At 69.4% G+C, this 24,012-nt stretch carries 18 protein-coding genes; 5 read left to right on the forward strand and 13 right to left on the reverse strand.

Annotation, left to right across the window (positions count from 1 at the left end; translation table 11 throughout):
* Nucleotides 1-199: 199 nt before the first annotated feature.
* The 3 genes from ACV7NL_RS08500 to ACV7NL_RS08510 are packed head-to-tail and all read left to right on the forward strand — an operon-like array spanning nucleotide 200 to nucleotide 5,512.
* Entirely contained in the window at nucleotides 200-1,273 is a 1,074-nt protein-coding gene (locus ACV7NL_RS08500) for an efflux RND transporter periplasmic adaptor subunit (RefSeq protein ID WP_463355402.1), read from the forward strand.
* On the forward strand, nucleotides 1,270-2,346 hold the full coding sequence (locus tag ACV7NL_RS08505) for an efflux RND transporter periplasmic adaptor subunit (protein ID WP_463355403.1): 1,077 nt from the start codon (nucleotides 1,270-1,272) through the stop codon (nucleotides 2,344-2,346). Before ACV7NL_RS08500 ends, ACV7NL_RS08505 begins: the two co-directional genes overlap by 4 nt.
* Nucleotides 2,347-2,404: 58 nt before the next feature.
* Nucleotides 2,405-5,512, forward strand: a complete 3,108-nt coding sequence (locus ACV7NL_RS08510) for an efflux RND transporter permease subunit (protein WP_463355404.1) — start codon at nucleotides 2,405-2,407, stop codon at nucleotides 5,510-5,512.
* A 28-nt stretch (nucleotides 5,513-5,540) separates the two neighbouring features.
* On the opposite strand, the gene tsaA is transcribed toward ACV7NL_RS08510, so the two are convergent.
* The gene (tsaA, locus tag ACV7NL_RS08515) at nucleotides 5,541-6,035 is read right to left on the reverse strand and encodes a tRNA (N6-threonylcarbamoyladenosine(37)-N6)-methyltransferase TrmO (RefSeq protein WP_056484238.1); all 495 of its coding nucleotides are present in this window, start codon (nucleotides 6,033-6,035) and stop codon (nucleotides 5,541-5,543) included.
* Nucleotides 6,036-6,153: 118 nt separating this feature from the next.
* Nucleotides 6,154-8,544, reverse strand: a complete 2,391-nt coding sequence (locus tag ACV7NL_RS08520) for an EAL domain-containing protein (RefSeq protein ID WP_463355405.1) — start codon at nucleotides 8,542-8,544, stop codon at nucleotides 6,154-6,156.
* Between the two features lie 273 nt (nucleotides 8,545-8,817).
* Here ACV7NL_RS08520 and ACV7NL_RS08525 point away from each other — a divergent pair, with 273 nt between their 5' ends.
* On the forward strand, nucleotides 8,818-10,311 hold the full coding sequence (locus tag ACV7NL_RS08525; protein ID WP_056179627.1) for an AMP nucleosidase: 1,494 nt from the start codon (nucleotides 8,818-8,820) through the stop codon (nucleotides 10,309-10,311).
* A 4-nt stretch (nucleotides 10,312-10,315) separates the two neighbouring features.
* Here ACV7NL_RS08525 and ACV7NL_RS08530 read toward each other — a convergent pair whose 3' ends face one another.
* The 11 genes from ACV7NL_RS08530 to ACV7NL_RS08580 are packed head-to-tail and all read right to left on the reverse strand — an operon-like array spanning nucleotide 10,316 to nucleotide 22,238.
* Nucleotides 10,316-11,596 (reverse strand): ATP-binding protein, encoded by a 1,281-nt coding sequence (locus ACV7NL_RS08530; protein ID WP_056484244.1) that lies wholly within the window; start codon nucleotides 11,594-11,596, stop codon nucleotides 10,316-10,318.
* A 28-nt stretch (nucleotides 11,597-11,624) separates the two neighbouring features.
* Entirely contained in the window at nucleotides 11,625-12,713 is a 1,089-nt protein-coding gene (locus ACV7NL_RS08535; RefSeq protein WP_463355406.1) for a lysylphosphatidylglycerol synthase domain-containing protein, read from the reverse strand.
* Between the two features lie 57 nt (nucleotides 12,714-12,770).
* The gene (locus tag ACV7NL_RS08540) at nucleotides 12,771-13,478 is read right to left on the reverse strand and encodes a uracil-DNA glycosylase (protein WP_463355407.1); all 708 of its coding nucleotides are present in this window, start codon (nucleotides 13,476-13,478) and stop codon (nucleotides 12,771-12,773) included.
* Complete coding sequence (locus ACV7NL_RS08545) at nucleotides 13,468-14,232, reverse strand: PIG-L deacetylase family protein (protein ID WP_463355408.1); 765 nt, start codon at nucleotides 14,230-14,232, stop codon at nucleotides 13,468-13,470. Before ACV7NL_RS08545 ends, ACV7NL_RS08540 begins: the two co-directional genes overlap by 11 nt.
* A gap of 4 nt (nucleotides 14,233-14,236) precedes the next feature.
* The gene (locus ACV7NL_RS08550; RefSeq protein ID WP_056179638.1) at nucleotides 14,237-15,460 is read right to left on the reverse strand and encodes a glycosyltransferase family 4 protein; all 1,224 of its coding nucleotides are present in this window, start codon (nucleotides 15,458-15,460) and stop codon (nucleotides 14,237-14,239) included.
* Nucleotides 15,457-16,302: a sugar phosphate isomerase/epimerase family protein gene (locus ACV7NL_RS08555; RefSeq protein WP_056179642.1), complete on the reverse strand. Its 846-nt coding sequence runs from the start codon at nucleotides 16,300-16,302 to the stop codon at nucleotides 15,457-15,459. Before ACV7NL_RS08555 ends, ACV7NL_RS08550 begins: the two co-directional genes overlap by 4 nt.
* Complete coding sequence (locus ACV7NL_RS08560) at nucleotides 16,299-17,888, reverse strand: YcaO-like family protein (RefSeq protein WP_463355409.1); 1,590 nt, start codon at nucleotides 17,886-17,888, stop codon at nucleotides 16,299-16,301. The genes ACV7NL_RS08555 and ACV7NL_RS08560 overlap by 4 nt, the downstream gene beginning before the upstream one ends.
* 19 nt (nucleotides 17,889-17,907) lie before the next feature.
* Nucleotides 17,908-18,909 carry a Gfo/Idh/MocA family protein gene (locus ACV7NL_RS08565; RefSeq protein ID WP_463357086.1) on the reverse strand — a complete coding sequence of 334 codons (1,002 nt, stop codon included), beginning with the start codon at nucleotides 18,907-18,909 and terminating at the stop codon, nucleotides 17,908-17,910.
* A complete protein-coding gene (locus ACV7NL_RS08570; protein ID WP_463355410.1) occupies nucleotides 18,909-20,093 on the reverse strand; it encodes a class I SAM-dependent methyltransferase in 1,185 nt (394 codons plus the stop codon). The genes ACV7NL_RS08565 and ACV7NL_RS08570 overlap by 1 nt, the downstream gene beginning before the upstream one ends.
* A 31-nt stretch (nucleotides 20,094-20,124) precedes the next feature.
* Nucleotides 20,125-21,048 carry an HD domain-containing protein gene (locus ACV7NL_RS08575; RefSeq protein WP_463355411.1) on the reverse strand — a complete coding sequence of 308 codons (924 nt, stop codon included), beginning with the start codon at nucleotides 21,046-21,048 and terminating at the stop codon, nucleotides 20,125-20,127.
* The gene (locus ACV7NL_RS08580) at nucleotides 21,048-22,238 is read right to left on the reverse strand and encodes an inositol-3-phosphate synthase (RefSeq protein WP_056179656.1); all 1,191 of its coding nucleotides are present in this window, start codon (nucleotides 22,236-22,238) and stop codon (nucleotides 21,048-21,050) included. Before ACV7NL_RS08580 ends, ACV7NL_RS08575 begins: the two co-directional genes overlap by 1 nt.
* A gap of 314 nt (nucleotides 22,239-22,552) precedes the next feature.
* On the opposite strand from ACV7NL_RS08580, the gene ACV7NL_RS08585 reads away from it, so the two are divergent.
* On the forward strand, nucleotides 22,553-23,776 hold the full coding sequence (locus tag ACV7NL_RS08585; protein WP_463355412.1) for a transglycosylase SLT domain-containing protein: 1,224 nt from the start codon (nucleotides 22,553-22,555) through the stop codon (nucleotides 23,774-23,776).
* Nucleotides 23,777-24,012 lie beyond the last annotated feature (236 nt).

Below are 24,012 nucleotides of genomic sequence, written 5' to 3' on the forward strand. Positions count from 1 at the left end.
ATGAGATACCGGGGCGTTACGAAAACCAGGAGCCGATCTGCTCTTGCAAGAAACCGTCTGGACGGTCGGTATGATAGACGATATGGATGAGGCGAGGTAGGGGCTTTCTGGGTTCGAGGACGCAATGGTGGGTTGGCAGACCGTTTGGCCGCGCTGGCGCGGAGGCCTGGGCCTTGGTCTTGCGATCGCAGCTGCCGCGATGTCGCCCGTGCTCGGCGCTGAGGCCGCCACCGAGGCGTCGTCCGCAGGCGCTTCGAAGAACGCCGCTCCGGCCATGGCCCTCGTACGAACGACCATCGCCCGCTCGACCACCATCGCCTCGGACCTGATCTTCACCGGCGACATCCAGGCCCAGTCGCAGGTCAATGTCGCCTTCCGCACCAACGGCAAGATCGCCAAGCGCCTCGTGGAGGTCGGCGACCACGTCACCGCCGATCGGGTCCTGGCCAAGCTCGATCCCCAGGAGCAGCGGGCCAATCTCAACAACGCCCAGGCTGCGCTCACCTCGGCCGATGCGCTGCTGACCCAGGCCAAGCTGAATTTCAAGCGCCAGGAGCAGCTCCTGGCCAGCGGCTACACCACCCGCCCGAGCTACGACGATGCGGAGCAGCAGCTGCGCACGACTCAGGCCTCGGTCGATTCGGCCCGGGCCGCCCTTGGCACCGCCGAGGAGCAATACTCCTACACGGACCTGAAGGCCGGCGTGGACGGCATCGTCCTCAGTCGCACCTTCGAGGTGGGCCAAGTGGTCCAGGCGGGCCAGACCGTCCTGGTGATGGCGCAGGACGGGCCGCGCGACGCCGTCTTCAACGTGTTCGAAGCGGTGCTCGCCGCGCCGCCGGCGAGCAAGACCGTGGAGGTGACGCTGCAGGCCGACCCGCGCGTCAAGGCGGTCGGTCGCGTGCGCGAGATCTCACCCAGCGTCGATGCCGCTTCCGGCACGGTGCGGATCAAGGTCGGTCTCGAGGAGACGCCCAAGGCCATGAGCCTCGGGGCCGTCGTGATCGGCACCGGCAAGTTCCAGCCGCGCCCGGCGATCGTCCTGCCGTGGTCGGCGCTCTATCGCTGGCAGAACAGCCCGGCGGTCTGGGTGCGCGATCCCCAGACCGGGACCGTCCGGCCGAGGCCCGTCGTGATCGAGCGCTACGGCCCCAACACCATCGCGCTCAAGGAGGGCGTCACGCCCGGCGAGGAGGTCGTCATCGCGGGGATCCAGCTTCTCCGGCCAGGCCAGACCGTCGCCGTTTCGAAGACCCTCGAGGCGACGCGATGACCCGCCCGCTCTGGAGCGCGTTCGCGCTCGTCGCTCTCCTCGGCGCCTGCCACGCCGCCGAGGAGCCGGCAGCGCCCCCACCCGTGCGGCCGGTGCTGTACCGGGTGGTCAAGCCCGTCGACGCCCAGGTCTTCGGACCCTTCGCGGGAGTCGTGGCGCCGCGCTACCAGTCCGAGATCGGCTTCCAGATCGCCGGCCGGATGATCGCCCGCGACGTCACCGTGGGCGACATCGTGCACAAGGGCCAGCGCATCGCCGCCCTCGATCCGGTCGTCCCGCGCTTCGCCCTGACTCGGGCCGAAGCGGACCTCGCCGATGCCAAGGCGCAGGCGGAGAACGCCAACGCGACGGAGATCCGCCGCCGCCGCCTGCTCGCCGGCGGCAACGTCACCCAGGCCCAGCTCGATACCGCCGTGGCGAGCCGGGACACCGCCCAGGCGCGACTGGCCCAGGCCGAGGCCAACCTGCAGAAGGCGCGCGACCAGATCGGCTACACTGAACTGCACGCGGATTTCGATGGCGTCGTCACGGTCCGCAGCGCAGAGGTCGGCCAGGTTCTCAGCGCGGGTCAGGCGGTGGCGACCCTGGCTCGCCCGGAAGAGCGCGAGGCCGTGGTCGATATCCCGGAGGAACTGGTCGGCACCATGCCGGCGGACGCGCAATTCACCGTGTCCCTGCAGAGCGCTCCCGATGTGACGGCGACCGCCCGCGTGCGCGAGATCGCACCCTTCGCCGACCAGACCACGCGCACGCGGCGCATCCGCATGACGCTGATCGATCCATCCCCGGCCTTCCGTCTCGGCTCGACCCTCACGGTGATGCTGGCGCGAGCCGAGCCGCCGCACGTGGACCTGCCCGCCACGGTGGTGCTGACCGAGGGCGGCCGTGATGCCGTCTGGGTCGTCGCCCCGGACGGAAAGAGCGTCCTCAAGCGCTCCGTCACCGTCACGCACCGGGACGGCGAGCGCGTCAGCATCGGCGAGGGCCTCGGGGCCGGAGACCGCGTGGTGCTGGCCGGCGTCCATTCGCTGAAGGAGGGGCAGGCCGTGCGCCTGTCCGACCAGGCGCCCTGATCGGGTCTCGACCGCCATCCGTCATCCGTCGCCACCCCGTTGAGGCGAGAGCAAGACCTTGAAGAACTTCAACCTTTCCGAATGGGCGCTGGAGCACCGCTCCTTCGTCTGGTTCCTGATGCTGATCTCCGTGGTGGCCGGCTTCCTGGCCTACGAGCGCCTCGGCCGCGAGGAGGACCCGCCCTTCGCCATCAAGACCATGATCGTGCAGGCGCGCTGGCCGGGGGCCACCATCAGCGACACGCTCGATCAGGTCACCGAGCGGATCGAGAAGGAGCTGCAGCAGATCGATGCCGTCGATTTCAGCCGCAGCTACACCACGCCGGGGCAGGCCACGGTGTTCGTCCAGCTGCGCGAGACGACGCCGCCCAAGACCATCCCGGCGATCTTCTATCAGGTCCGTAAGCGCATCGGCGACATCCAGGGCACCTTCCCGCAGGGTATTCAGGGTCCGTTCTTCAACGACGAGTTCGGTGACGTGTTCGGCAACGTCTACGCCTTCACGGCCGACGGCGTGACCCAGCGCCAGCTTCGCGACTACGTCGAGCGCGTCCGCGCCGAGGTGAAGAAGGTGCCGAACGCCGGCAAGATGCAGCTGCTCGGCGCCCAGAACGAGGTGATCTACCTCGACTTCTCGACCCGCAAGCTCGCCGGGCTCGGCCTCGACACCAACTCGGTGATCAAGACCCTGCAGTCGCAGAACGCCATCGCGCCATCCGGCGTGATCCAGGCCGGACCGGAGCGGGTCTCGATCCGGGTCGGTGGCCAGTTCGTGTCCGAGGAGAGCCTGCGTGCGGTCAACCTGCGGGTGAACGACCGCTTCTTCCGCCTCTCCGACGTGGCCGAGATCTCGCGCGGCTTCACCGATCCGCCGACCGACCTGTTCCGCTTCAACGGTCAGCCGGCCATCGGCCTCGCCATCGCGATGCAGCCCTCCGGCAACCTGCTCACCTTCGGCCACGACCTGAAGGAGCGGATGCGCAAGCTCGAGGGCGAATTGCCGGTGGGCGTCGGCATCCACCTCGTCTCGGACCAGCCCAAGATCGTCGAAGAGGCGGTCGGCGGCTTCACCAAGGCCCTGATCGAAGCCGTGGTGATCGTGCTCGCGGTCAGCTTCATCTCCCTCGGCTGGCGCGCCGGCCTCGTGGTCTCGCTGTCGATTCCCCTCGTGCTCGCCATCGTGTTCGTGGTCATGCAGGTGATGGGCGTCACGCTCCAGCGCATCTCGCTCGGCGCGCTGATCATCGCCCTCGGCCTCCTCGTCGACGACGCCATGATCACCGTCGAGATGATGGTCGCCCGCCTGGAAGTCGGCGACAGCCTGAAGAAGGCCGCGACCTTCGCCTACACCTCCACTGCCTTCCCGATGCTGACGGGGACGCTCGTCACCGTGGCGGGCTTCCTGCCCATCGGTTTCAACGGCTCCTCGGCGGGCGAGTACACCTACTCGCTGTTCGTGGTCATCGCCGCCTCGCTCCTGGTCTCCTGGGTGGTGGCGGTCCTGTTCGCGCCCCTGATCGGTGTGAAGCTTCTGCCGAAGACGATGAAGCACAAGGACCACGACGCCCCGAGCCGTTCGATGCGGATCTTCACCGGGATGCTGCTGGGCGCCATGCGCTGGCGCTGGACCACCGTCATGGCCTGCGTGGCCATGCTGGCGGCGGCCATCGTCGGCATGGGCTTCGTGCAGCAGCAGTTCTTCCCGTCCTCCGACCGGCCGGAACTTCTGGTCGACATGACGCTGCCGCAGAACGCCAGCATCGCGGAGACCAAGAGCCAGATGGACCGCTTCGAGGCGACCCTGGTGGGCGATCCCGAGATCGTGCGCTGGTCGTCCTATGTCGGACAGGGCGCGGTGCGCTTCTACCTGCCCCTCGACCAGCAGCTCGGCAACGCCTTCTTCGGCCAGATCGTCATCGAGACGAAGTCGATCGAGGCCCGCGAGCGCATGAAGGCCAAGCTCGACACGCTGGCGCGGGAAAAATTCGTCGGCACCGACTTCCTGATCCACTCCCTCGATCTCGGCCCCCCGGTCGGCCGGCCGGTGCAGTACCGACTCGGCGGACCCGACCTGCAGACCCTGCGCGGCTACGCCCTGGACCTCGCCAACATCGTCGGCTCGAACCCGCATCTCGATGTGCCGACCTTCGACTGGAACGAGCCCGGCAAGGTGCTGAAGGTCGACATCATCCAGGACAAGGCGCGCCAGCTCGGCGTCACCTCGGAGGACATCGCCGGCATCCTCAACGGCATCGTCGGCGGCCGCGCGATCACCCAGGTGCGGGACTCGATCTACCTCGTCAACGTGGTGGCCCGTGCCCAGGCGGTGGAGCGAAACTCCCTCGATACGCTCCAGAGCCTGCAGGTTCCGCTCGCCAACGGCAGCGTGGTGCCGCTCCTCGCCTTCGCCACCATCGGCTACGAGCTGGAGCAGCCCATCGTCTGGCGCCGCGACCGCCTGCCCACCATCACGGTGCGGGCCTCGATCGCCGACGACACCCAGCCCGCCACCGTTGTGGGCCAGCTCGACGAGAAGATCACGGCGTTCCGCAAGACCTTGCCCGACGGCTACATCCTGGCGGTGGGCGGGGCCGTTGAGGAGAGCGCGAAGGGCCAGGGGCCGATCGCGGCCGTGGCGCCGGTGATGCTCCTCACCATGGCGATGTTCCTGATGATCCAGCTCCAGAGCTTCCAGAAGCTCTTCCTGGTGGCGAGCGTGGCGCCCCTCGGGCTGATCGGCGTCGCCCTCGCGCTGCTCACCTTCAATAAGCCCATGGGCTTCGTAGCGATCCTGGGCGTGTTGGCGCTGATCGGCATCATCGTGCGCAACTCGGTGATCCTGGTGACCCAGATCGACGAGTACGAGCGCGACGGGCTGCCGCCCTGGGATGCGGTGGTCGATGCCACCTGCCATCGCATGCGCCCGATCCTGCTGACCGCGGCGGCGGCCAGCCTCGGCCTCGTCCCGATCGCCCGCGAAGTGTTCTGGGGGCCGATGGCCTACGCCATGATTGGCGGCATCCTGGCGGCGACCTTCCTGACCCTGTTCTTCCTGCCCGCCCTCTATGTCGGATGGTACCGGATCAAGGCGCCGCCGAAGGGCACGCCGCGCCGGGTCCACGGGGCCGACGGGCAGGTGCACGGCCCCGAGGCGCATGCCGGGTGATCCCCGGACCTGCGCCGGGTGCTCCGCCTCACCGTGACGTCCCGGCCCGGTCCACCGTGGCGCCGGGGCGCGAATCGGTCGTCGCGTAGTAGGGCTTGATGTCGAGGAGCGGGGTGCCGTCGCGGCAATCGAGGCCGCGGACGGTCAGGCACGAGCCGTCCCGCCCGAGAAGCTCCACCACCGACAGGGCGATCGGGTTCGGGCGCGCGGGCGATCGCAGGGAGAAGGTACCCCGGCTGCCATCCGCATGGCGGGGACGCTGCAGCGCCAGGTCGCGGGCGGCCTCGTCCATCCAGTACAGCACGATGAGGTGGCTGGCGCCCTCGACGTTCTGGAGACCGTCCGCGAAGGGCGGGTCGACCGCGAGGGTGCAGGTCGCCTCGGTCTGGAGCCCGTTCTTCGGGCAGTCCTGACGCGTCGCCCAGGGCGTGCGGATGCGGCCGATGAAGTAGAGCCCGGCATCGAAGGCCGCAGGCAGCGGGATCGCCGTCTCGCCGGGGCGATGTCCGGATTCGTCGCGCATGCGGCAGGCCTTCTCGTCGGGATTTGCGCATCGCGGCGCGGAGCGTCGGTTTCGAGCGGAAAATCTCCGGAAGGCAAGTCGTCCCCGGACGATCGGTGACGCGCGGGGCGGATTTCCTTCAGGCGGCGACCGTGGCGACGACGTGGGCGTCCGCGCGCGATCCCCCCGTATGCTGCGCGAAGGCGCTGATCGGGGCGGGGCGCCCGATGAAATAGCCCTGGGCGGCGTGGCAGTTCTCAGCGCCCAGGAAGGCAAGTTCCTCGGCGGTCTCGACACCCTCCGCAATCACCGGCAGGCCGAGCCCCGCGCCCAGCCCCAGCACCGAACGCACGATGGCGGCGGCCTGCGGATTCGAATCCACCGCGGCGATGAAGGAGCCGTCGATCTTGATGGTGTCGAAGGGAAACAGGCGCAGGTTCGACAGGGACGAGTACCCGGTTCCGAAATCGTCCATGGCGATGCGAAGGCCCAGGGCCTTCAGCTGGCGCAGGTTGGTCGAGGCACGGACCGGATCGCGGATCAGGGCCGTCTCGGTGATCTCGAGTTCGAGGCGCGCCGGATCGAGGCCGGTCTCGGCCAGGATCGCCTTGACGCTCGGCGCGAAAGCCGGATCGTGGACCTGCAGGCCGGACACGTTCACCGCGACGGTCAGCGGCGCGACCCATTGCGCGGCCTCCCGGCAGGCTTCGCGCAGGACCCAGGCGCCGATCTCGCGGATCAACCCGCTCTCCTCGGCGATGGGGATGAACAGGGCCGGCGAGATCAGGCCGCGCGCGGGATGGTGCCAGCGCAGGAGCACCTCGAATCCGAACACGGCTTCGGTCCGGGTCTCGATCTGGGGCTGGTAGACCAGGCGGAGCTGGTTCTCGCTCAAGGCGCGGCGCAGGTGCTTCTCCAGGATGCGGCGGTCGCGCACATCCTGCCCGACCGACGATTCGAAGAAGCGGTAGCTGCCGCGTCCCTCGGTCTTGGCCAGGAGGAGCGCGGTGTCGGCCGCGTTCACCAGATCGTTGCGGTCGCGCGCATCGTCGGGAAACACCGCGATGCCGATCGTGGCGGCCGGCACGGGCTCACCCTGGGGCGCCCGGTCCGAGGCGGCCCGGAGCGTGGCCCGGATCTCCTCGGCCAGCCGCCCGGCCGTGACCGCGTGGGCGCACGGCGTCACCACCGCGAACTCGTCGCTGCCCACGCGCGCGACCATCTGGGTTTCGTCGAGAAGACCGGCGATGAGCTGGCCCACCCGCACCAGCGTGACGTCGCCGATGGCGTTGCCGACGAGGTCGTTGATCTCCTTGAAGCCGTCGAGATCGATGTAGAGGAGCGCGAGGCGCTCGCCCGGAACGGCCTGCCGCAGATGCTGGTCCAGCCGGTCATAGAAGGCCTGCCGGTTCGGCAGGCCGGTCAGCGGGTCGTGACTGACCAGGAATTGGATCTGGCGCTCGGCCCGCCGGCGCATGGTCAGGTCGCGCACCGCCAGCGCCACGTGCGGCGTGCTCGCGTAGGCGATCGGCCGCATGATCAGCTCGACCGGCAGGACGGTTCCGTCCGTGCGGTGAAGGTTGCCCTCGATCGGTTCGTCGGCCCGCTCGGCGAGGCCGCGAAGGGTGTCGCGATCCGGGAAGAAGCGCGACAGGGGCAGGCCCGTCAGGTCCCGGGCCTGGATGCCGGTCAGCGTGGCGAAGCTGTCGTTGGCGCTGACGATGACCGCCTTGTCACAGATGACGAGGCCATCCACCGCCGCGTTGGCAAGGCTCAGCAGGCGTCCGCGATAGACCGCGCTCTGGCGGTCGCGAAGGTCCAGGATCAGGGCCATGCAGGCCATGAGGAGGATCGTCAGGCTGGCGAGGCCGACCGGAAGGGCGAGCCAAAGGGCCGGCACGGTCTCTTCGGGCACGCTCACCCGCGGGTCCGGCACCAGGGTGACGGCCGTCATGCCGATCAGGTGGTGGGCGCAGATGGCGACGACGAGAAGGGCGGCACCGGCGGCCCGTCCCCGGGTGCGCGTGCTGGTCAGGCCGATCCACAGGGCCGCGATGGCGAACACGATGCCGACGGCGATCGAAACCGCGACGAGGGGGGCGTTCCAGATCACGTGGCCGGCGATCTCGTAGCCCGCCATGCCGGTGTAATGCATCACCGCGATGCCGAGGCCGACAATGCCGCCGCCCACCAGCGGAGCGACGCGGGCGGCCCAGAACACCGCCGTTCCGAGACCGATCCCCGTCACCAGCACGGCCAGCACCAGCGACAGCACGGTCGGGCCAATCGTGTATCCGGTGACCAAACCCGGATCGCAGGCCAGCATGCTCAGGAAGTGGGTCGCCCAGATGCCCGAGCCACCCGCCAGGGCCGCGATCGCGACCCACCCGCTGCGCCATCCGGCCCTCGGCCGGCGCGCATGGACCAGCAACGCAATCGTAGAGCTGGCGGCCAAGGTGCAAATGATTGCTGCCAGCACGACCAACCAGGGGTCGTTACCGATGAAGAAGCAACCAATGACGGTGAGCATCGAAGCCGGTTTCCCCCTATTGGCGTCGAATTCGCCTGACCCAAGACTCGGCTTTCGCTCCGGCAGAGGGAATGTATGCCTTTCATATGTTAAAGGACTTGTCGGCCTATTGAAATGGTTGCCAAGCAACCAACCAGCCGTCGCACGACATCTTTGTCATTGATGTCACACAGCTGAAATCAGCAGCCTGGAATCCCGACCGCCCGGTCGGTCGCCTCACGCCACACGCGGGTGTAAGACGGGCCGGGACCGAAGGTTTGGCCAGGAGGCACCGTGATCCGCGACGAGTTGCGACCGATGGAGTCCGTCTCCGATCCCGAGACCGCCGTGGACCGCCTGGAGGCGCTGCACGCGGGAGCGATCGAGGCGCTGCAATCGGCCCTCGCGCGCTACCTCGACGGGGGAGCCCCGCCGGACGCGACGGAACGGCTTCAGTTCCGCTACCCCGAGCTGCGCCTGACCTACCAGCCCGCCGGGCCGATGCCGCAGGTGTCCCGCGCCACGGCGAAGCTCCAGGCTCCCGGCACCTACGCCACCACCGTGACCCAGCCGGCGCATTTCCGGGGCTACCTCCTGGAGCAGCTCCGGCCCCTGGTGCGCGACTACGCCGTGACCCTCGAAGTCGGGCTCAGCGCCCAGGAGATCCCCTATCCCTACGTGATCGAGCCGGGCGCCGATCTCGGGCGCAGCGGCGTCACTCCGCGCGATCTGGCCACCTACTTCCCGGTGCCGCTGCTCTCGGTGGTAGGCGACGAGATCGCCGACGGGCTCTGGCACGACGTACCCGACGCGCCGCGCCCGCTGGCTCTCTTCGACGCGATCCGGACCGATTACTCGCTGCGCCGCCTCGTCCACTACACCGGGAGCGACTGGGGCGACGTGCAGCCCTGGATCCTGCTGACCAACTATCATCGCTACGTCGACGGCTTCATCCGCCACGGACTCGAGCGCCTGGCACGCGGCGACGACGGCTTCGAGCGCCTGATCCTGCCGGGCGGCATCTCGGTGTCGCGCGCGGAAGCCGCCTCGGTCGACCCCGCGGCGCTGATCGCCGCCTCGCCCTGGCACAAGTACCAGATGCCCGCCTACCACCTGGTGGCGCGCGGCCCCGACGGCAGCCAGCAGGGCACGACCCTCGTGAATATCGGTGTCGGCCCCTCCAACGCGAAGACCATCACCGACCACCTCGCGGTCCTGCGCCCGCATTGCTGGCTGATGGTCGGTCATTGCGGCGGCCTGCGCCAGTCGCAGACCATCGGCGACTACGTGCTCGCCCATGGCTATCTCCGCCGCGACCGAATCCTGGACGAGCTGGTGCCGCCCGACGTGCCGGTCCCGGCGCTCGCCGAGGTGCAACTCGCCCTCCAGGCGGCGGCCGCTCAGGTCACCGGCGAGACCAGCGAGGACCTGAAGCGCCGCCTGCGCACCGGCACGGTCGTCACCTACGACGATCGCAACTGGGAGCTGCGCTTCAGCCAGGAGCGCCGGCGCATCAACCTGTCCCGTGCCATCGGCGTCGACATGGAGAGCGGGACGATCGCGGCCCAGGGCTACCGCCTGCGGGTTCCCTACGGCACGCTTCTGTGCGTCTCGGACAAACCGCTGCATGGCGAGATCAAGCTGCCGGGTGCGGCCAACGCCTTCTACGAGCGCGCGGTGGCCGAGCACCTGCTCATCGGGCTCGCCGCCCTCGACAATCTGAGGGCCGAGCGCCACGGCCTGCATTCGCGCAAGCTGCGCAGCTTCGACGAGCCGCCGTTCCGATAGCGCTTCAGGCCGGTTCGATCGTCGGGTCGGGAAGTGCCGCCGGCTGGTAATCCGGAAACAGCGCCCGCACGGTGGTGCCCTCGTCGGGGACGCTCTCGATGACGAGGCGGCCGCGGTGGCGGTTGACGATGTGCTTGACGATGGCGAGGCCGAGGCCGGTGCCGCCCTGGTCGCGGCTCGAGGCGACATCGACCCGGTAGAAGCGCTCGGTCAGGCGGGGGATGTGCTCGGCCGCGATGCCCCGGCCCTGGTCGCGGACGCTGAGCTCGACGTTGGCCCGGCCGCTCGCCGGATCGGTGTGGCGCCGGAGCGCGACCGCCACGCGACCGCCCCCGCCGCCGTACTTCACCGCGTTCTCGATCAGGTTCTCCACTACCCGAAGCAATTCGTCGCGCTCGCCCAGGATGGGGAAGGCGCCCTCGGCCTCGATGGTCAGCGCGACGCCGCGGTCCCGTGCCAACGGCCCCTGCGTGTCGACCATCTCGCGGGCGATCCGGGTCAGGTCCACCGGCCGGGTCGGCGCCACGTGCTCGCGCAGCTCGATCCGCGACAGCGACAGGAGGTCGTCGACGAGGCGCGCCATGCGCTGCGCCTGCGTCTTCATGATGCCGAGGAAGCGCTCGCGGGCCGGAGGGTCGTTGCGGGCCGGACCCTGCAGCGTTTCGATGAAGCCGAGCAGCGAGGCCAGCGGCGTGCGCAACTCGTGGCTGGCATTGGCGACGAAATCGACCCGCATCGCCTCCAGGCGCCGCGCCGAGGTCAGGTCGCGCAGGAACAGCACCACGTTGGGCTGGCCGCCCACCACCCCGTCGGGCATCGGCAGGGCACCGATCTGCACCTCGAAGGCGCGCTCGGTCGGTACGCGGGTGGTGTAGAGCGTCTTGAGCGAGGCGCCGTTGCGCAGAACCTCCTCGATGCCGTCGAGGACGTCGGGCGCGCGCAAGGCGAAGGAGAGCGGGTGGCGCAGCTTCAGGGCCGGCAACAGGGCTCGGGCGGCCGGATTGACCTCGATCACCACCGCGCGGCGGTCGACCAGGATGACGGGATCGGGGATGTTGGCGAGCAGCGCCTCCGCCACCGAATGCCGCGAGGCGGCGATACTCTCAGGCGCCCGGATGATCGGGGCGCGGCCGAGACTGCCGATGAACCCTGCGAGCCCCGCCGCGGCGAGGGAGGCGGCGACCATCGGCCAGTCCAGGGTTCCGCGCGCGAAGGAGACGAGGCCGATCCCGATCGCCGTCAGGGCCGCGGCACTCCAGGCCGATCGGCGCATGCCGCGTGCCATTCAGACCCTCCGGAACGATGGACCTGCGTCAGGCCCCGAGATCGCGCGTGGCCGTCTCGCGTGCGCTCTTGATCTCGCGGCTCGCCTTGGCGTCGCGCGACCGCTTCACGATCTCGAACACGGTGAGCATGGCCAGCGCGATGACGAAGGGCACGAGATAGTAGCAGACCCGGAACAGCAGCAGCGACCCCAGCACCTGGTCGCGCGGCAGGCTCGACAGCGCCAGCAGGACCGTCGCCTCGAACACCCCGATGCCGCCGGGCGCGTTCGACGCGATCCCGAGCATCGCCGCCAGGACGTAGATCGCCACGAAGGTGGTGAAGCCGATGGAGGTGCCCGCCGGCAGCAGCACGTAGAGGGTGGCGGCCGCCGCGCAGACATCGCCGATCCCCACCACCATCTGGCTCAGGGAGACCGAAGCGCCGGGCAGTTCCAGGCGCCAGCTCTTCACCCGCACGTGGCGACGCTTCATCGAGACCCAGAGCAGGTAGGCCACCACGGCGACGAGCGCCCCGAAACCGACGCCCTGGTTCAGCGCGATGCTGGTGAAGGTGAGGGCGGCGAGCTGGCCTGCCTCCGCGATCAGGCTGAGGCCGAGGACGACGCCCATGCCGAGCCAGAAGGTGAAGCCGGCGATCACCGTGAGGGCGGCGATCTTGGCGGCCCCCAGCCCCTTGCTGGAGTAGATCCAGTAGCGGATCGTCCCGGCCGTCAGGAGCGGGAAGCCGAGGGTGAAGCTGACCGCGTAGCTGGTGAACGAGGCCAGGGCCGTGGTTCGGTACGGCACCTTGAGCTTGAGCTGCCGCAGCGCCAGGGCGTCGTAGCAGGTCAGGAAGAGGTAGCTGATGGCAACGAACAGGAAAGCGAGGCTGAGCTGTTCCCCCGATGCGCCGGTGAAGGCCGCGTGCATCTCAGCCCAGGTCACCGTCTGGACGAGCTTCCACAGGACGAACAGCGAGCCTGCGAGGATGGCGAGGCTGGCGATGGTACCGAGCCAGGCGTAGCGGCCGCGCAGGCCACCCTTCGGCGCCTCGGCCGACACCCCGTCGATCGGCGAGGCCTCGGGCGCGAGCGCCTCGGCCGTCTCGATCTGCTTCTGCTGTCTCGCAAAGTTCATCGTGTCGGCGTCCGCCTCCGCTGGGCTTCCCTCGCTCGGCCTCGTCGGCGGCATGGGTCATCCCGAGCTTGTGCCGGACCACGGCCCGTTGCCCGCATTTAGGGGCATCGGCGGGCAATTGCCAGCGAGAGAGGCGCAATGCCCACCGGCGATGCAGGCCCGTGCCTCGGCCAGTCCGGCCCGGATGCGCGCGGTGACGCTCGGCGCGGTGCAGACATAGGTCGGGCTCGGATGGGGAATCGCCACCACCGTCAGGTCGGGCCGCAGGGCGGCGAGGTCCCCGTGCATGAGGCCCGCGACCCGCCCGGAGAGCACGACGACGCGCAGGCGCGGAAGGCAGTCCAAAAGGGGAGCTAGGTACGGCGCAGCCTGCCGGATCTCCGAGCGGCGCGGGCACCGGTTCAGCGCTCCGGGTGCGTGGATCACCCACGGAATCGTGTTCCAGATCAGGGTGTCGCGCCGGGGCAGACCGGCCTCGGCGAGGAAGCGGAACAGGTTGGCGGCGGTGCCGGTGGGATTGTCGCGCGAAACCAGGCCCGTGCCGCGGATCGCCGGCCCCGGCGTCTCCAGCAGGAGCAGCAACCGGGCCTCGACGCCGCCGTCGAGGGGGTCCGGGTCCGGAACCTCCGCGCTCCGCTCCCGTGCGATCCGCTCGGCCAGAGCCCGGATCGGGGCGATATGCGGACGTGCGAGAAGCGTCCTTCGAGCCGCGAGAACGGCCGGGTCCCGCAGGGACTTCGGATGGTCCGGTGCCTCAGACGACATTGGCGACGAGGCGCCCGAGCGTTGCCGGCAGATCGCCCTCCAGGCGAAAGCGTTCCAGGCCGCCTTCCTGCTCCAGGCGCCGGGCCAGGCCTTCCGGGCCGCCGAACTGGAAGCCGAGCTGCGTCGCGTAGGCGGCGCAGGCCGCGCCCTTGGCCGCGCGGCCCTCGGGGCCGGACCGAGCTTCCACTTCCGGCAGGCCGGCAAAGCGCGCCCGCAGGGGTTCCTTCGGGGTCTGGTCACGGATCGTATAGGGGAAATCGCGCCACCACAGGATCGGTGCGACCGGCTCGGCCGCGTCGAGGGCGCGAACCACCTGGACGTGATCGACATGGCCACCGATCGCCTGGGGCGCCAGGATGAGATCCGGCGCCATCTCGGCGATCAAGGTGCGAATGGCTCGGGTCAGGTCGGGCACGATCCCGTCATCGCCCCGCACGTCGCGAAACAGCTCGGGCGCCGAGTCGTAGCCGCGATGCGGGGCCTCCCGGAAGGGCCAATGGCGCGGGGGAGCCAGCGAAAGGGCGGCGATGGCCGCCGCATCTTCGGCCCGGCGCAGGTCCATGTAGTCGATCTCGGGTCCGAGACCCTTGTCCGTCTGGCAGGCGAGGGCGAAGCCGGTCGGGTTCCCCACCGAGGCGGTGAACACCGTCACGGTCTCCACGCGCCAGCCCGCTTGGCCAAGGCCATGGAGCAGCCCACCGCAGGAGAAGGCGGCGTCGTCGAGATGCGGCGACAGGGCGAGCGCGGTCGGCATCGGCTCAGAGCAGGTGCGGTTCGGCGCGGAAGCGGCAGGACGGGTCGTGCGGCAGCGTCGTCGGGAAATCGGTCGCCGGGCGCTCGTTCACCACGCGCGCGTACGCGTCCATGATCTGCCGCCCGACCGCGCGCCAGGAATAGACCCGGCGGCACTCGGCGAGCCCGTCTTCGGCGAGGCGCCGGCGCAGGGGGGCGTCCTCGATGATCCGACCCAGGGCTTCGGCCAGGGCCGGCACGTCACCGGGCTGGACCATGAGGCCGTTCTCGCCGTCGCGGAGGCAATCCGAGACGCCGACCGAGTGGGTCGACACCACCGCGAGCCCGGCCGCCATCGCTTCCAGGATCGTGTTGGAGAATCCTTCCGCATAGGTCGGGGAGACGAACACGTCCGCCGCCCGGTAGAGCTCCGGCACCGTGTCGTAATCGGCGTAGCCGGTGAACCGGATGGCCGTCTCCGAGAAGTTCAGTTCGGCGGCGCGGGCTTTCGACGAATCGACGTCCGGCCCGATGCCCGAGATGACGGCCTCGAACGGAATGGCCCGGTCGCGCAGCAGGGCGAGGGCGTCGATGAGGTCGAGGACGCCTTTCCGGCGGTCGACCCGGCCGTGGTAGAACAACCGGACCGGGCCGTCATGGCCGCCGGGTCCGGGCGTGAAACGCGCGGTGTCGACGGCCCCCGGCACGATGGTGAAGCGGGCCGGGTCCGAGCCCAGTCGGTCGCAGACCTCGCCGACGAAGGAGGCGCCGCCGATCAGGAGGGCGTTGGCGTGGGCGAGCACTTCGCACATCGCGACCCGGTGGGTCTCGCAGCAGGAGCCCACCCAGTGGCCGTCGCCGCCCTGGATCGAGACCACGTTGGGCACGCCGATGTTTCGCGAGGCCAGCAGCGTCGCCCATCCGGTCGGGTAGCCGTACTGCGCGTGCAGGATGTCGAACGGCGCCTTGGCGTGCTCGGCCTCGATGGTCGCCACCATCGTGTCGATGTCGCGCTCGAAATCGCCGCTCTCCTGCTCGCCGAGCTGTTCCAGGCCGATCACGGTCACGCCGGGAACGGCGGGGGGCGGGCCGCCGCCATACACGCGCGTACCGAAGGCGTCGCCGCGATATTGCGAGATCATCGTGACGTCGTGGCCGGCCTCGACCAACTCGCGCAAAAGATTCTGCGCGTAGACGCTCATGCCGGAGATCGCCGGGAAGTAACGGCGCGAGACGAAGCAGATCCTCACGCAGAGGCTCCCGGGTTCGGATTGCGGCAGTCGCGCAGATACTGGAGGGAGGCCGGCACCATCAGGTCGGCCCGGTGGCTCTCGCGGGAGAGCTCGACGCAGACGAGTTTTTCGAAGTGGATCGCGTCGAGGGCGGCGAGCACGGAGGGGACATCCATGTCGCCCTCGCCGAAGGGCAGGTGGATGTGGATGCCCCGGGCCATGTCCTCGATCGCCACGGTGCCGATGCGGTCGGCGAATTCGCTCACGGCGACGGCCGGGTCGCGCTCGCCGGTCACGAGGCAGTGACCGGTGTCCAGGGCGAGCCTCAAGCCCGGCACGTCGAGGGCGGCGTAATCATCGAGGGTCTCGATCAGCATGCCGGGCTCGGGCTCCAGGCAGGCGACCACGTTCTGCTCGGCGGCGTAGGCGACCACCTCGGCCAGACCCTCGCGCAGCCAGCCTTCCGCGTCCGCCCGATCGATGCCGGGCTTCGGAACGCCTGCCCAGAACGAGACGGCCTCGGAATGCAGGATGGCCCCGATGTCGATGGCGCGCTTGAGGAAGCCGATGCGCCGGGCACGGTCCGCGGCATCGCCGCTGACCAGGGTCGGCTCGTGCTTGGCGCGGGGGTCGAGGAGGAAGCGGGCGCCGGTCTCGATCACCGAACCGAGGCCGAGGCGCTGCAGCCGGCTCGACACCCGCTGTGCCTCCTGCACCCAGTTCTCCGCGAAAGGGTCGAGGTGGTGGATGTCGAGGGTCAGCGCCACGCCCTGGTAACCGGCTTCCGCGATGAGATCGATCGCGTCGTCGAGGCGATGATTGGCGGTGCCGTTGGTGTTGTAGGCAAAGCGCAGGCTCATGCGGCGCGTCCCTGCTGGGCCAGCCGGAAGGGCGCGTGGTGCGATTCCGGCTCGCGGTAGAGCGGGTAATGCGAGCCGACGATGCGGTCGGCGAGCCCGGTGTCGAACAGCGGCTGCCCGCCGAAGCGCTCGATGGCCTCCGGGGTGAGGCGCACGGGCTTGAGGGTGTCGGTGGCTTCGCCGAAGCGGATCAGCGGATGGTCGCGCTCGATGAGCTTCTGCGTATTGCGCTCGCCGATGCGGTGATAGCTCATGGTCTCGACCTCGAGCCCCGGCACGATCGCCTTGACCACGCCGACGCGACCGCCCGGCGGCGAGCAATCGACGTAGAGCACGTCGAAGCCGGCCTGTTCCAGGCGCTCGCGGGCGATGCGGCCACGCGCATGCCCGTCCGGCGCTTCCGTGGTCGGCAGATCGGTAAAGCGCTTGGTCGCACGCTCGGAATAGACGGTGTCGCGTAAGGTGGCGGCGATGCCTTCCGGCGGCTGCACGATCCATTCGAGCATCGCCTTGAGGGCGCGGCTCTCCTCCAGGTCGAGGCTCGGCAGGGCCTTGTCGATGAAGGCCTTGACGTAGCCCGGCGGCGTCACCTGCTCGGCGAAGGCCAGCGGCCCGTGGCCGAAGGCCTTGCGCACGCGGGCGGCCTGAAATTCGAGAAGTGCCTTGCGCAACGCCCGCTCGCGGTCCGGGTCGCAGGCCTCGCCGCAGGCCGAGAGCGCGATCGGCACCGGCGTATCGGCGAGATTCCGGTCGTAGCCGACGACGTACAGGTTGGTCAGGCCGAACTGGTCGGTGGCGAATTTCGGCAGGGCCTTGATCCCGAGCGACTCAAGCCGGTCGAGCATCCCCCGCGTCTCGGGTCCGAGCCCGTCCGACAGGTCGAGCACCACGCCCTGGTCGAGGGCGCGGAACAGCAGGCCGTTGCCGTCGCGCTGGAGCAATTCGAGCAGTCCGTGCCCGAGGGCGAAATCGACGTCCGGACCGGCGCCGAGCCCGTTGGTGATCAGGTTGGTGAAGGGCTTGTAGCCCTCCGACAGCTCGAAATAATCGGTGGCGGCGATGTCGAGCGGCATCAGCACCGTTTCGCCGGTGCGGGCGCGCAGACTCGCCGTCCACTCGAGCGTGGTCCCGCGTCCGACCGGGCTGCCGGCGGGCAGGCACAGGGTGAGGGGATCGGCGACGGCACCGGCGCCGTAGACCCGCACGAGGTCGTCGTAGCTGGCCCGCTCCTTCTTGCGTGGCATCACGGCCAGCGACGGCATCAGGTTCTCGGCGATTTCCGCCACCGCGCCAATGATCGCCTCGTCGTCGGTGGCGCCGTAGCCGATGCCGCTCGGCATCGCGCCGACGAAGAACGGGTCGTCCAGGAACAGCGACACGAACCAGACCGGGATACCGGTCCGGTCGAGGGGCGCCAGGGGGAAGCCGACGATGCGGCCCTCCGGCAGGATGTCGAGATAGGCCCGCACCGGCTCGGGCAGGGCGCTCGGCAGGCCCTCGATCCGGCGGGGACCGCCATAGGTGTAGGCGCGCGGCGCCTTGATCCGGCTGTGGCGGGCGCGGTCGTCCTGGTCCTGCTCGTTCACGGTGGTGCGTTTCCGTTGTTCAGGCCGACGCGGCGTAGGCGCGGGCCAGCAATCGCATGGTGTGAAGGTCGCGCGCCGCACTGTAGGCCTCGCGCTCCTGCGGCCGGCGCAGCGCCGATCCGAAGGCCTTCACCTGTTCCAGGAAGGGCGACGCCGCCCCGTCGAAGGGCAGAGTGTCGGATGTGCCGGTTGACCCGTCGGTGAACAACAGCGTCCCGCCCGCCACCTGTCCCATCGTATCGACGGCGGTGAGCAGACCGTTCGTGCCGGTGACTTCGAGGCGCCGGCGCGGCAGGGCGTCCGGACAGTTATAGGCGACATGGAGGTTGGCCAGCACGCCCGAGGGCGTGCGCCCGATCAGCAGCGCGCCGTCGTCGACGGCATAATCCTGTGCCCGCGCCTGGGTCAGGGCGGCGAGATCGTGGATCGACTCGTCGAGGAGGAAGTCCACGAGGTCGAGGCCGTGCGGAGCGAGATCCATCAGGGCGCCGCCGCCGGCCTTGGCCGGGTCGATGCGCCAATTGTCCTGGCCCGTGAAGGAGGTCCAGGCGCGCGGCAGCCAGCAGGCATAGACGATGCGGATCGCCGTCACCGTGCCGAGGCGGCCCGCCCGGATGGCCTCGCGCATGGTGCGGTGGGCCGGGTGGTGGCGCTGGTCGAAGGCGGTGCCGTAGAAGGTGTCCCTGCCGCGCAGAGCCTCCACCATGGCTTCGGCATCGCCGAGCGAGGCCGCCATCGGCTTCTCGCACAGGATGGCCTTGCCGGAACCGGCAAGCGCCTCGATCGCGTCGCGGTGGAGGTGGTTCGGCGTCGCGACGTAGACCGCCTCGATCTCGGGGTCGTTCACCAGGTCGGCGAGATCGGCATAGGCCCGTGCCCCCTCGGCCTCGGCCGCCGCGCGCGACGCCTCGCCCGGATCGGCGACGGCGACGAGGCGATGGCCGGCGGCCCGGATACCGGGCGCCATGTAGTCGCGCGCGACCCAGCCGTAGCCGACGATGCCCCAGCGGACGGGCTCCATCACCAGCGCTCCGGCAGGTCGACATAGGTCCGGTCGCGCACCTCGGTGCTCTCCGGCGCCTCGGATCCGCCCTGCCAGTCGATGGCCTCGGGTCCGTCGAAGCCTTTCGGGTAGGTGGCGCGCGCCGCGTACTCGGCCTCGTAGCGCTCGGACGGCCACCGGATGGCGTGGCGATCCCCGGACTCCGAACCGTAGAGCGGGTTCAGGTGCAGCGACCGGCCGGGGCGCGGCATGGCGATGCCGTCGATCACCGCGCGCGGCGCCGGGCGCATGCCGGGGCCGGCCACCACCGAGAAGGCCTCGCAGCCGGTGAGGTCGTGTGGGCTGCGCGGATGCGGCGCGCGCCGCTCCACCAGGGCGCGGGTCAGTTCGTCGTCGTCGTAGACGAGACCGTCGGGGAACAGGTCGTCGATCTCGGCGGCCGAGACGGCGCGGCCGGCGGAGAAGCCGGGGCGGTCGCTGTTGTGAATGTGGCTGAACGCCAGCCAGCCGTCGTCGCCGGCGTTCTGGCGCAGGCATTCCAGCACCTCGGCCTTGCGGTCGAGGAAGTAGAAGGCGTCGTTGCAGACCACGAGGTCGATCGGCGCGCCCGGGATCGGCCAGTGCGGAGAATGGGCGTCGAAACAGACGAGCTGGGCCGACTTGCCGACCACCCAGTGCCGGGCGACCCAGAGCTTGGCGAACACGACGTCGGCCCCCGCGACCTTGACGCCCCGGGTCTGGAATTCGCGCAGGTAGTGGCCGATGCCGCAGGCGAACTCGAACACGCAGATCGGGTCGTTCCAATGTGCTTCGAGGAGCGTCAGACCGGCCAGAAACGTCGGGTCGGTCCAGCGATGCAGGAAGTAGTCGCCGACCCGGCCCCAGCCGAGCAGGCGCACCGCATCGCGCAGCGAACGGGTGTCGCGCTCGCGGATCAGCTCATGCAGATCGAGCGGATCGGCCGGTGGGCCGGTCCACCAATCGTCCTGGTCGGCGAGCAGACCTTCGAGGGCTAGGTTCACGTCACCGGCATCGAGCAGCTTCAAGGTCTGGGCGACGAGATCGGCGCGGTTGGTCCTGAGATAGGGAATGCCGTCGATCACCGGCCAGCGCGCGCCGCTCTGGGCCTCGCGCAGCGAGTGCGGCGTGTCGGCCTTGAGGGGCTCGCCGCTGTCCGGCGAGCGGAGGTCGAACGGGATCATGCTGAAGCGCCCGTACGGTCGCGAGGTCTGATCACGGGATCCGCATGTCCGCGAGGACCCGATCGTGGAAGCCTTTCACCGGCCCCGCATGGACGAGTTCCATGTCGTCCAAGACGGTGCCCATGGTCAGGCTCGCGGCCTGCAGATGCTGGGCAATCTGCAACACGCGGTCGATGCAGTCGGCAGCGTGGAAGGCGCGGCCTTCGGCGGTGGCATCGTCCGGCAGGATGGCCCGCGCCCGCTCCATCGTCTCCCGCAGGGCCGGGTCAAGCTCGTCCAGCGCCCATTGCGTGGTCCGGGCCATGATCGGCAGCAGGTGGTCGCCGAGCAGCATCTCGCCGGTGAAACCGGCATCCGGCATCGCGGCGTTGTGGAAATGATGCGCCATGGCGGCGAGGAACACCTGCGTCGGGTCGGCCCGGTAGAACGGGCTGAGGACGACGCCGTAGACCGCGACCATCAGGCAATGCTCGGCGTGGTTCTCGGGTGGCTCGAGCAGGATGCGCGGCTTGCCCGGGCAGGTTACGCCGGCCCGGGGCTGATGGGCCAGGGCGGCGACGAAGCCGGGCAGGGGACCCTGTACGAACGTGGCCGGCTGGCGCAGGGCCGCCCGGAGGCGGTCCCGCAGGACCGGATCGACGCTGTCGGCGACCGCATCGAGGCCGGATACCAGCACCTCCGCCACTGCCGCCTCGTCGAGACCAGCCGAGGCCAGGAAGGCCGCGTCGAGATCGCAGAGGCGGGCGGCCGCAAGCGCCTTGGCGGTGATGTCGAGGGCGACCGCCTCGGGCGGGGCGCCCCCCGTGAGGGCGCCCCAGCCCTGGGCGAACAGGCGCTCGGCGATCGAGCCGGTGCGCCCGGCCGAATGCACGCGCTTGAGGTCGTTGACCTCGACGAGGAGGGCGCGCAGCGCCAGCGGGGCCGCGGGACCGGCGCCCTCCGTCTGAGCGGTCATCAGTGAGCGCCGAGCCAATCGAGCAGCATGGTCTGCTGCTTGCCGAAATCATGCTCGGGGCCGTGGCCGTTCTTCACCATGGGCGCCTTGAAGAAGCTCGAAAGCTGCTCCTGCGGGCCACCGTCGCCGCGCTTCTTGGCGAGATCGAGAACGCGGGCGATCTCGATGACGAGAGGGGCCGCCAGGATCGAGTCCTTGCAGAGGAAGTTGACCTTGATCTGCATCCGCTGACCCAGGAAGCCGGTGACGTCGATGTTGTCCCAGGCTTCCTTGTCGTCACCGCGCGGGCGGTAATAGTGGATGTGGACCAGATGGTCCTCGACCGGGTAGCCGAGGATCGAGTCGAGCACCGTGCCCTTGGTGTTCAGCTTCGACTGGAGCGAGTCCTTGTCGTTCAGCGCGAGACCGTCGCGATTGCCGAGGATGTTGGTCGAGAACCAGCCATCGACGTGCAGGGCGCGGGCCTTCAGGGCCGGGGCCAGCACCGTTTTCATCATGGTCTGGCCGGTCTTGCCGTCCTTGCCCGCCACGGGGACGTTGAGATCCTTGGCGAGTTCGAGCAGGGCCGGCACATCCGCCGCCACGCTCGGGGTGAAGTTGGCGTAGGGCACGCCGCTCTTGATCGCCGCATAGGCGTAGAGCATCGCCGGGCTGATCGACTCGTCGCTGCTGTCGAGGCCCTTCTCGAAGGCGGCGGTGGAGTTCAGGGTCGGATCGGACAGGTCGGGCCAACGCTCGGTGGAGGCGAGGTTGATGACCACGACCTCGTCGAGGTTGCTCTCGGCCTTGAAGCGGCGAAGATCGTTGGCGATCACCGAGACCGCCTCACGGTGGTCCTTGGCGACGATGCGGTTGGCACCCTCGATGTTCTTGCAGAACTTGGCGCTACCGACGGCCGGCCAGGGCTTGATGCCCTTCAGGACCTGGGCACCGTTCTCGATGTCCTGGGCGGAGAGGACGCCGTGGCCGGTGGCCGCGGAGCCGAGGTCGTCGTCGTTCAGGTCCCACCCGCCGAACACGAGATCCTTGTAATCGGCCATTCCAGCGACGGAGACGCCCGCCAGGGGCAGGCCGTCGAGGCGGTTCGATCCGGATTTGATCATCTCGATGCCTGCGATGGCGGTGGTGGCGACAGCGCCACCCATGCCAACGAACGCAACGCCGACACGGCGACCGGTCTGCATGCTCATTGGAAAACGGCTTCCTTCTTCAGGTCGAACGGGAGCCATTCCCAACCCGGGGGCCATTCCGCTCAGCCCTCACTAACTGGGCTTCCGGGGTTGCGTTCCAACCCTGGCCAGGACGCCTTTTTGACGCGGTACGACTGAACGACGGCCGAACGAACCGTTAAAAATCCGTAAATACAATGGCTTAACTCAACGTTAAGGCTGCCATCGTTGAATCACGGAGCTGTCCCATTCTGGTCACAGCGACCGGCGAGACGTCCTCTCGCTGAATGACAACGAAGCCGCGCCCACGAAGGCAGCGGTACGAACAAGGACCAATGATGGGGGTTTTCCCGGAGCCGGCGCTCTGCGCCGACGACGTGAGCTGTCTCGTGCCCAACGAGACCTTCAATGCAGACGATACCGTGGCGTGGCTGCCCCGGACCGAGCGCCGTGCGCGCCGGAACTTCGCCGCTCTCGGCCGCCGAACCCTCGCCACGCTCCTGGCGGGCGCCATTCTGGGCGCAGCCCTTCCGCAGAATGCCCTGGCACCGGCAGCCGCTGCCCACGACCGGATCGACGAGCGCGCCCTGACGGCGCAGGGCCTGGCCCGTGAAAGCGCTGCGCCGATCCCGACCACACCGGACCTGGATCTTGTTTCGGATCTTGCTCGCGACACCTCCAACGCATCCGATTGGGCGGGGGTTCCCGTTATCGAGCAGGAGCCTGCCACTCTGACGCTGATCGAGAGCGATCTGGCCGCCCTGGCTCCGAGCCGGGATGCCAGTGGGGCGGAGCACCTGCGCTTCGGCGACATGGCTGTGCGGCGCGAGATCGTCGACACGATTCTGCGTGCCGCGACCGAGACCGGCGTCGATCCGGCCTACTTGATGGCGCTCGCCGACAAGGAGTCGAGCTTCTCCACCACGGTCAAGGCGTCGACCTCCTCCGCCGAAGGCCTGTTCCAGTTCCTGTCGGGCACCTGGCTCGAACTCATCCGCACCTATGGCGCCCGGCACGGGCTCGCCGACGAGGCGGCGGCCGTGAAGGGGCGCGGCAGCGCGATCACGATTCCCGACGAGGCCACCCGCACCCGCGTGCTGCGCCTGCGCCAGGACCCCTACATCGCGGCCCTCATGGCGGGCGAACTGATCAACCGCGACAAGGGCCGGATCGAGCAGCGCATCGGCCGCGACCTGTCGACGGCGGAACTGTACTTCGCGCATTTTCTCGGGACGGCCAGCGCCGGCCGCTTCCTCGCGCTCACCGCCGAGAAGCCCGACCAGGTCGCCAAGCAGGTGTTCAAGGCGGCCGCCAAGGCGAACCGCAGCCTGTTCACCGAGAAGGCCGGCAAGGGTCGCCGCAGCCTCACCGTCGCGGAGGTCCGGGAAAAAATCGGCGGAATGATCGATCGCCGCCTCGACCGCTACGAAGGCGTCGGCGCCCTCGCGGCCCCGGAGGCGAAGGCCGAAGTGACACTGACCGAGATCGACACCGACCCGGCGCCGGCGGAGGCCGGCAAGCGCGTCCACGTCACCGAGGCACTGGCGCCCGCCGAGTGAGGCGTGTTCACCCGGTGCGTGTCCGCCTAACTGAGCACCGGTCCGGCAGGATCAATCGCGGGTCTCCCTCCCGTCGAAGCAGGGCATTTGCAGAGGCCGTTTCGCTTGTCGGAAACCCCCTTGCGGCACGCCGTCATCCTGGGGCCGCGCGGCGGATCACGGGTTCCAGAAGCACAGGTGGCGCAAGACCTTGCGCCGTCGGCGGATCTGGATTGCACGCCGCTGGCGCGCCCCTT

The organism is Methylobacterium sp. Ger2507 (assembly GCF_055231875.1).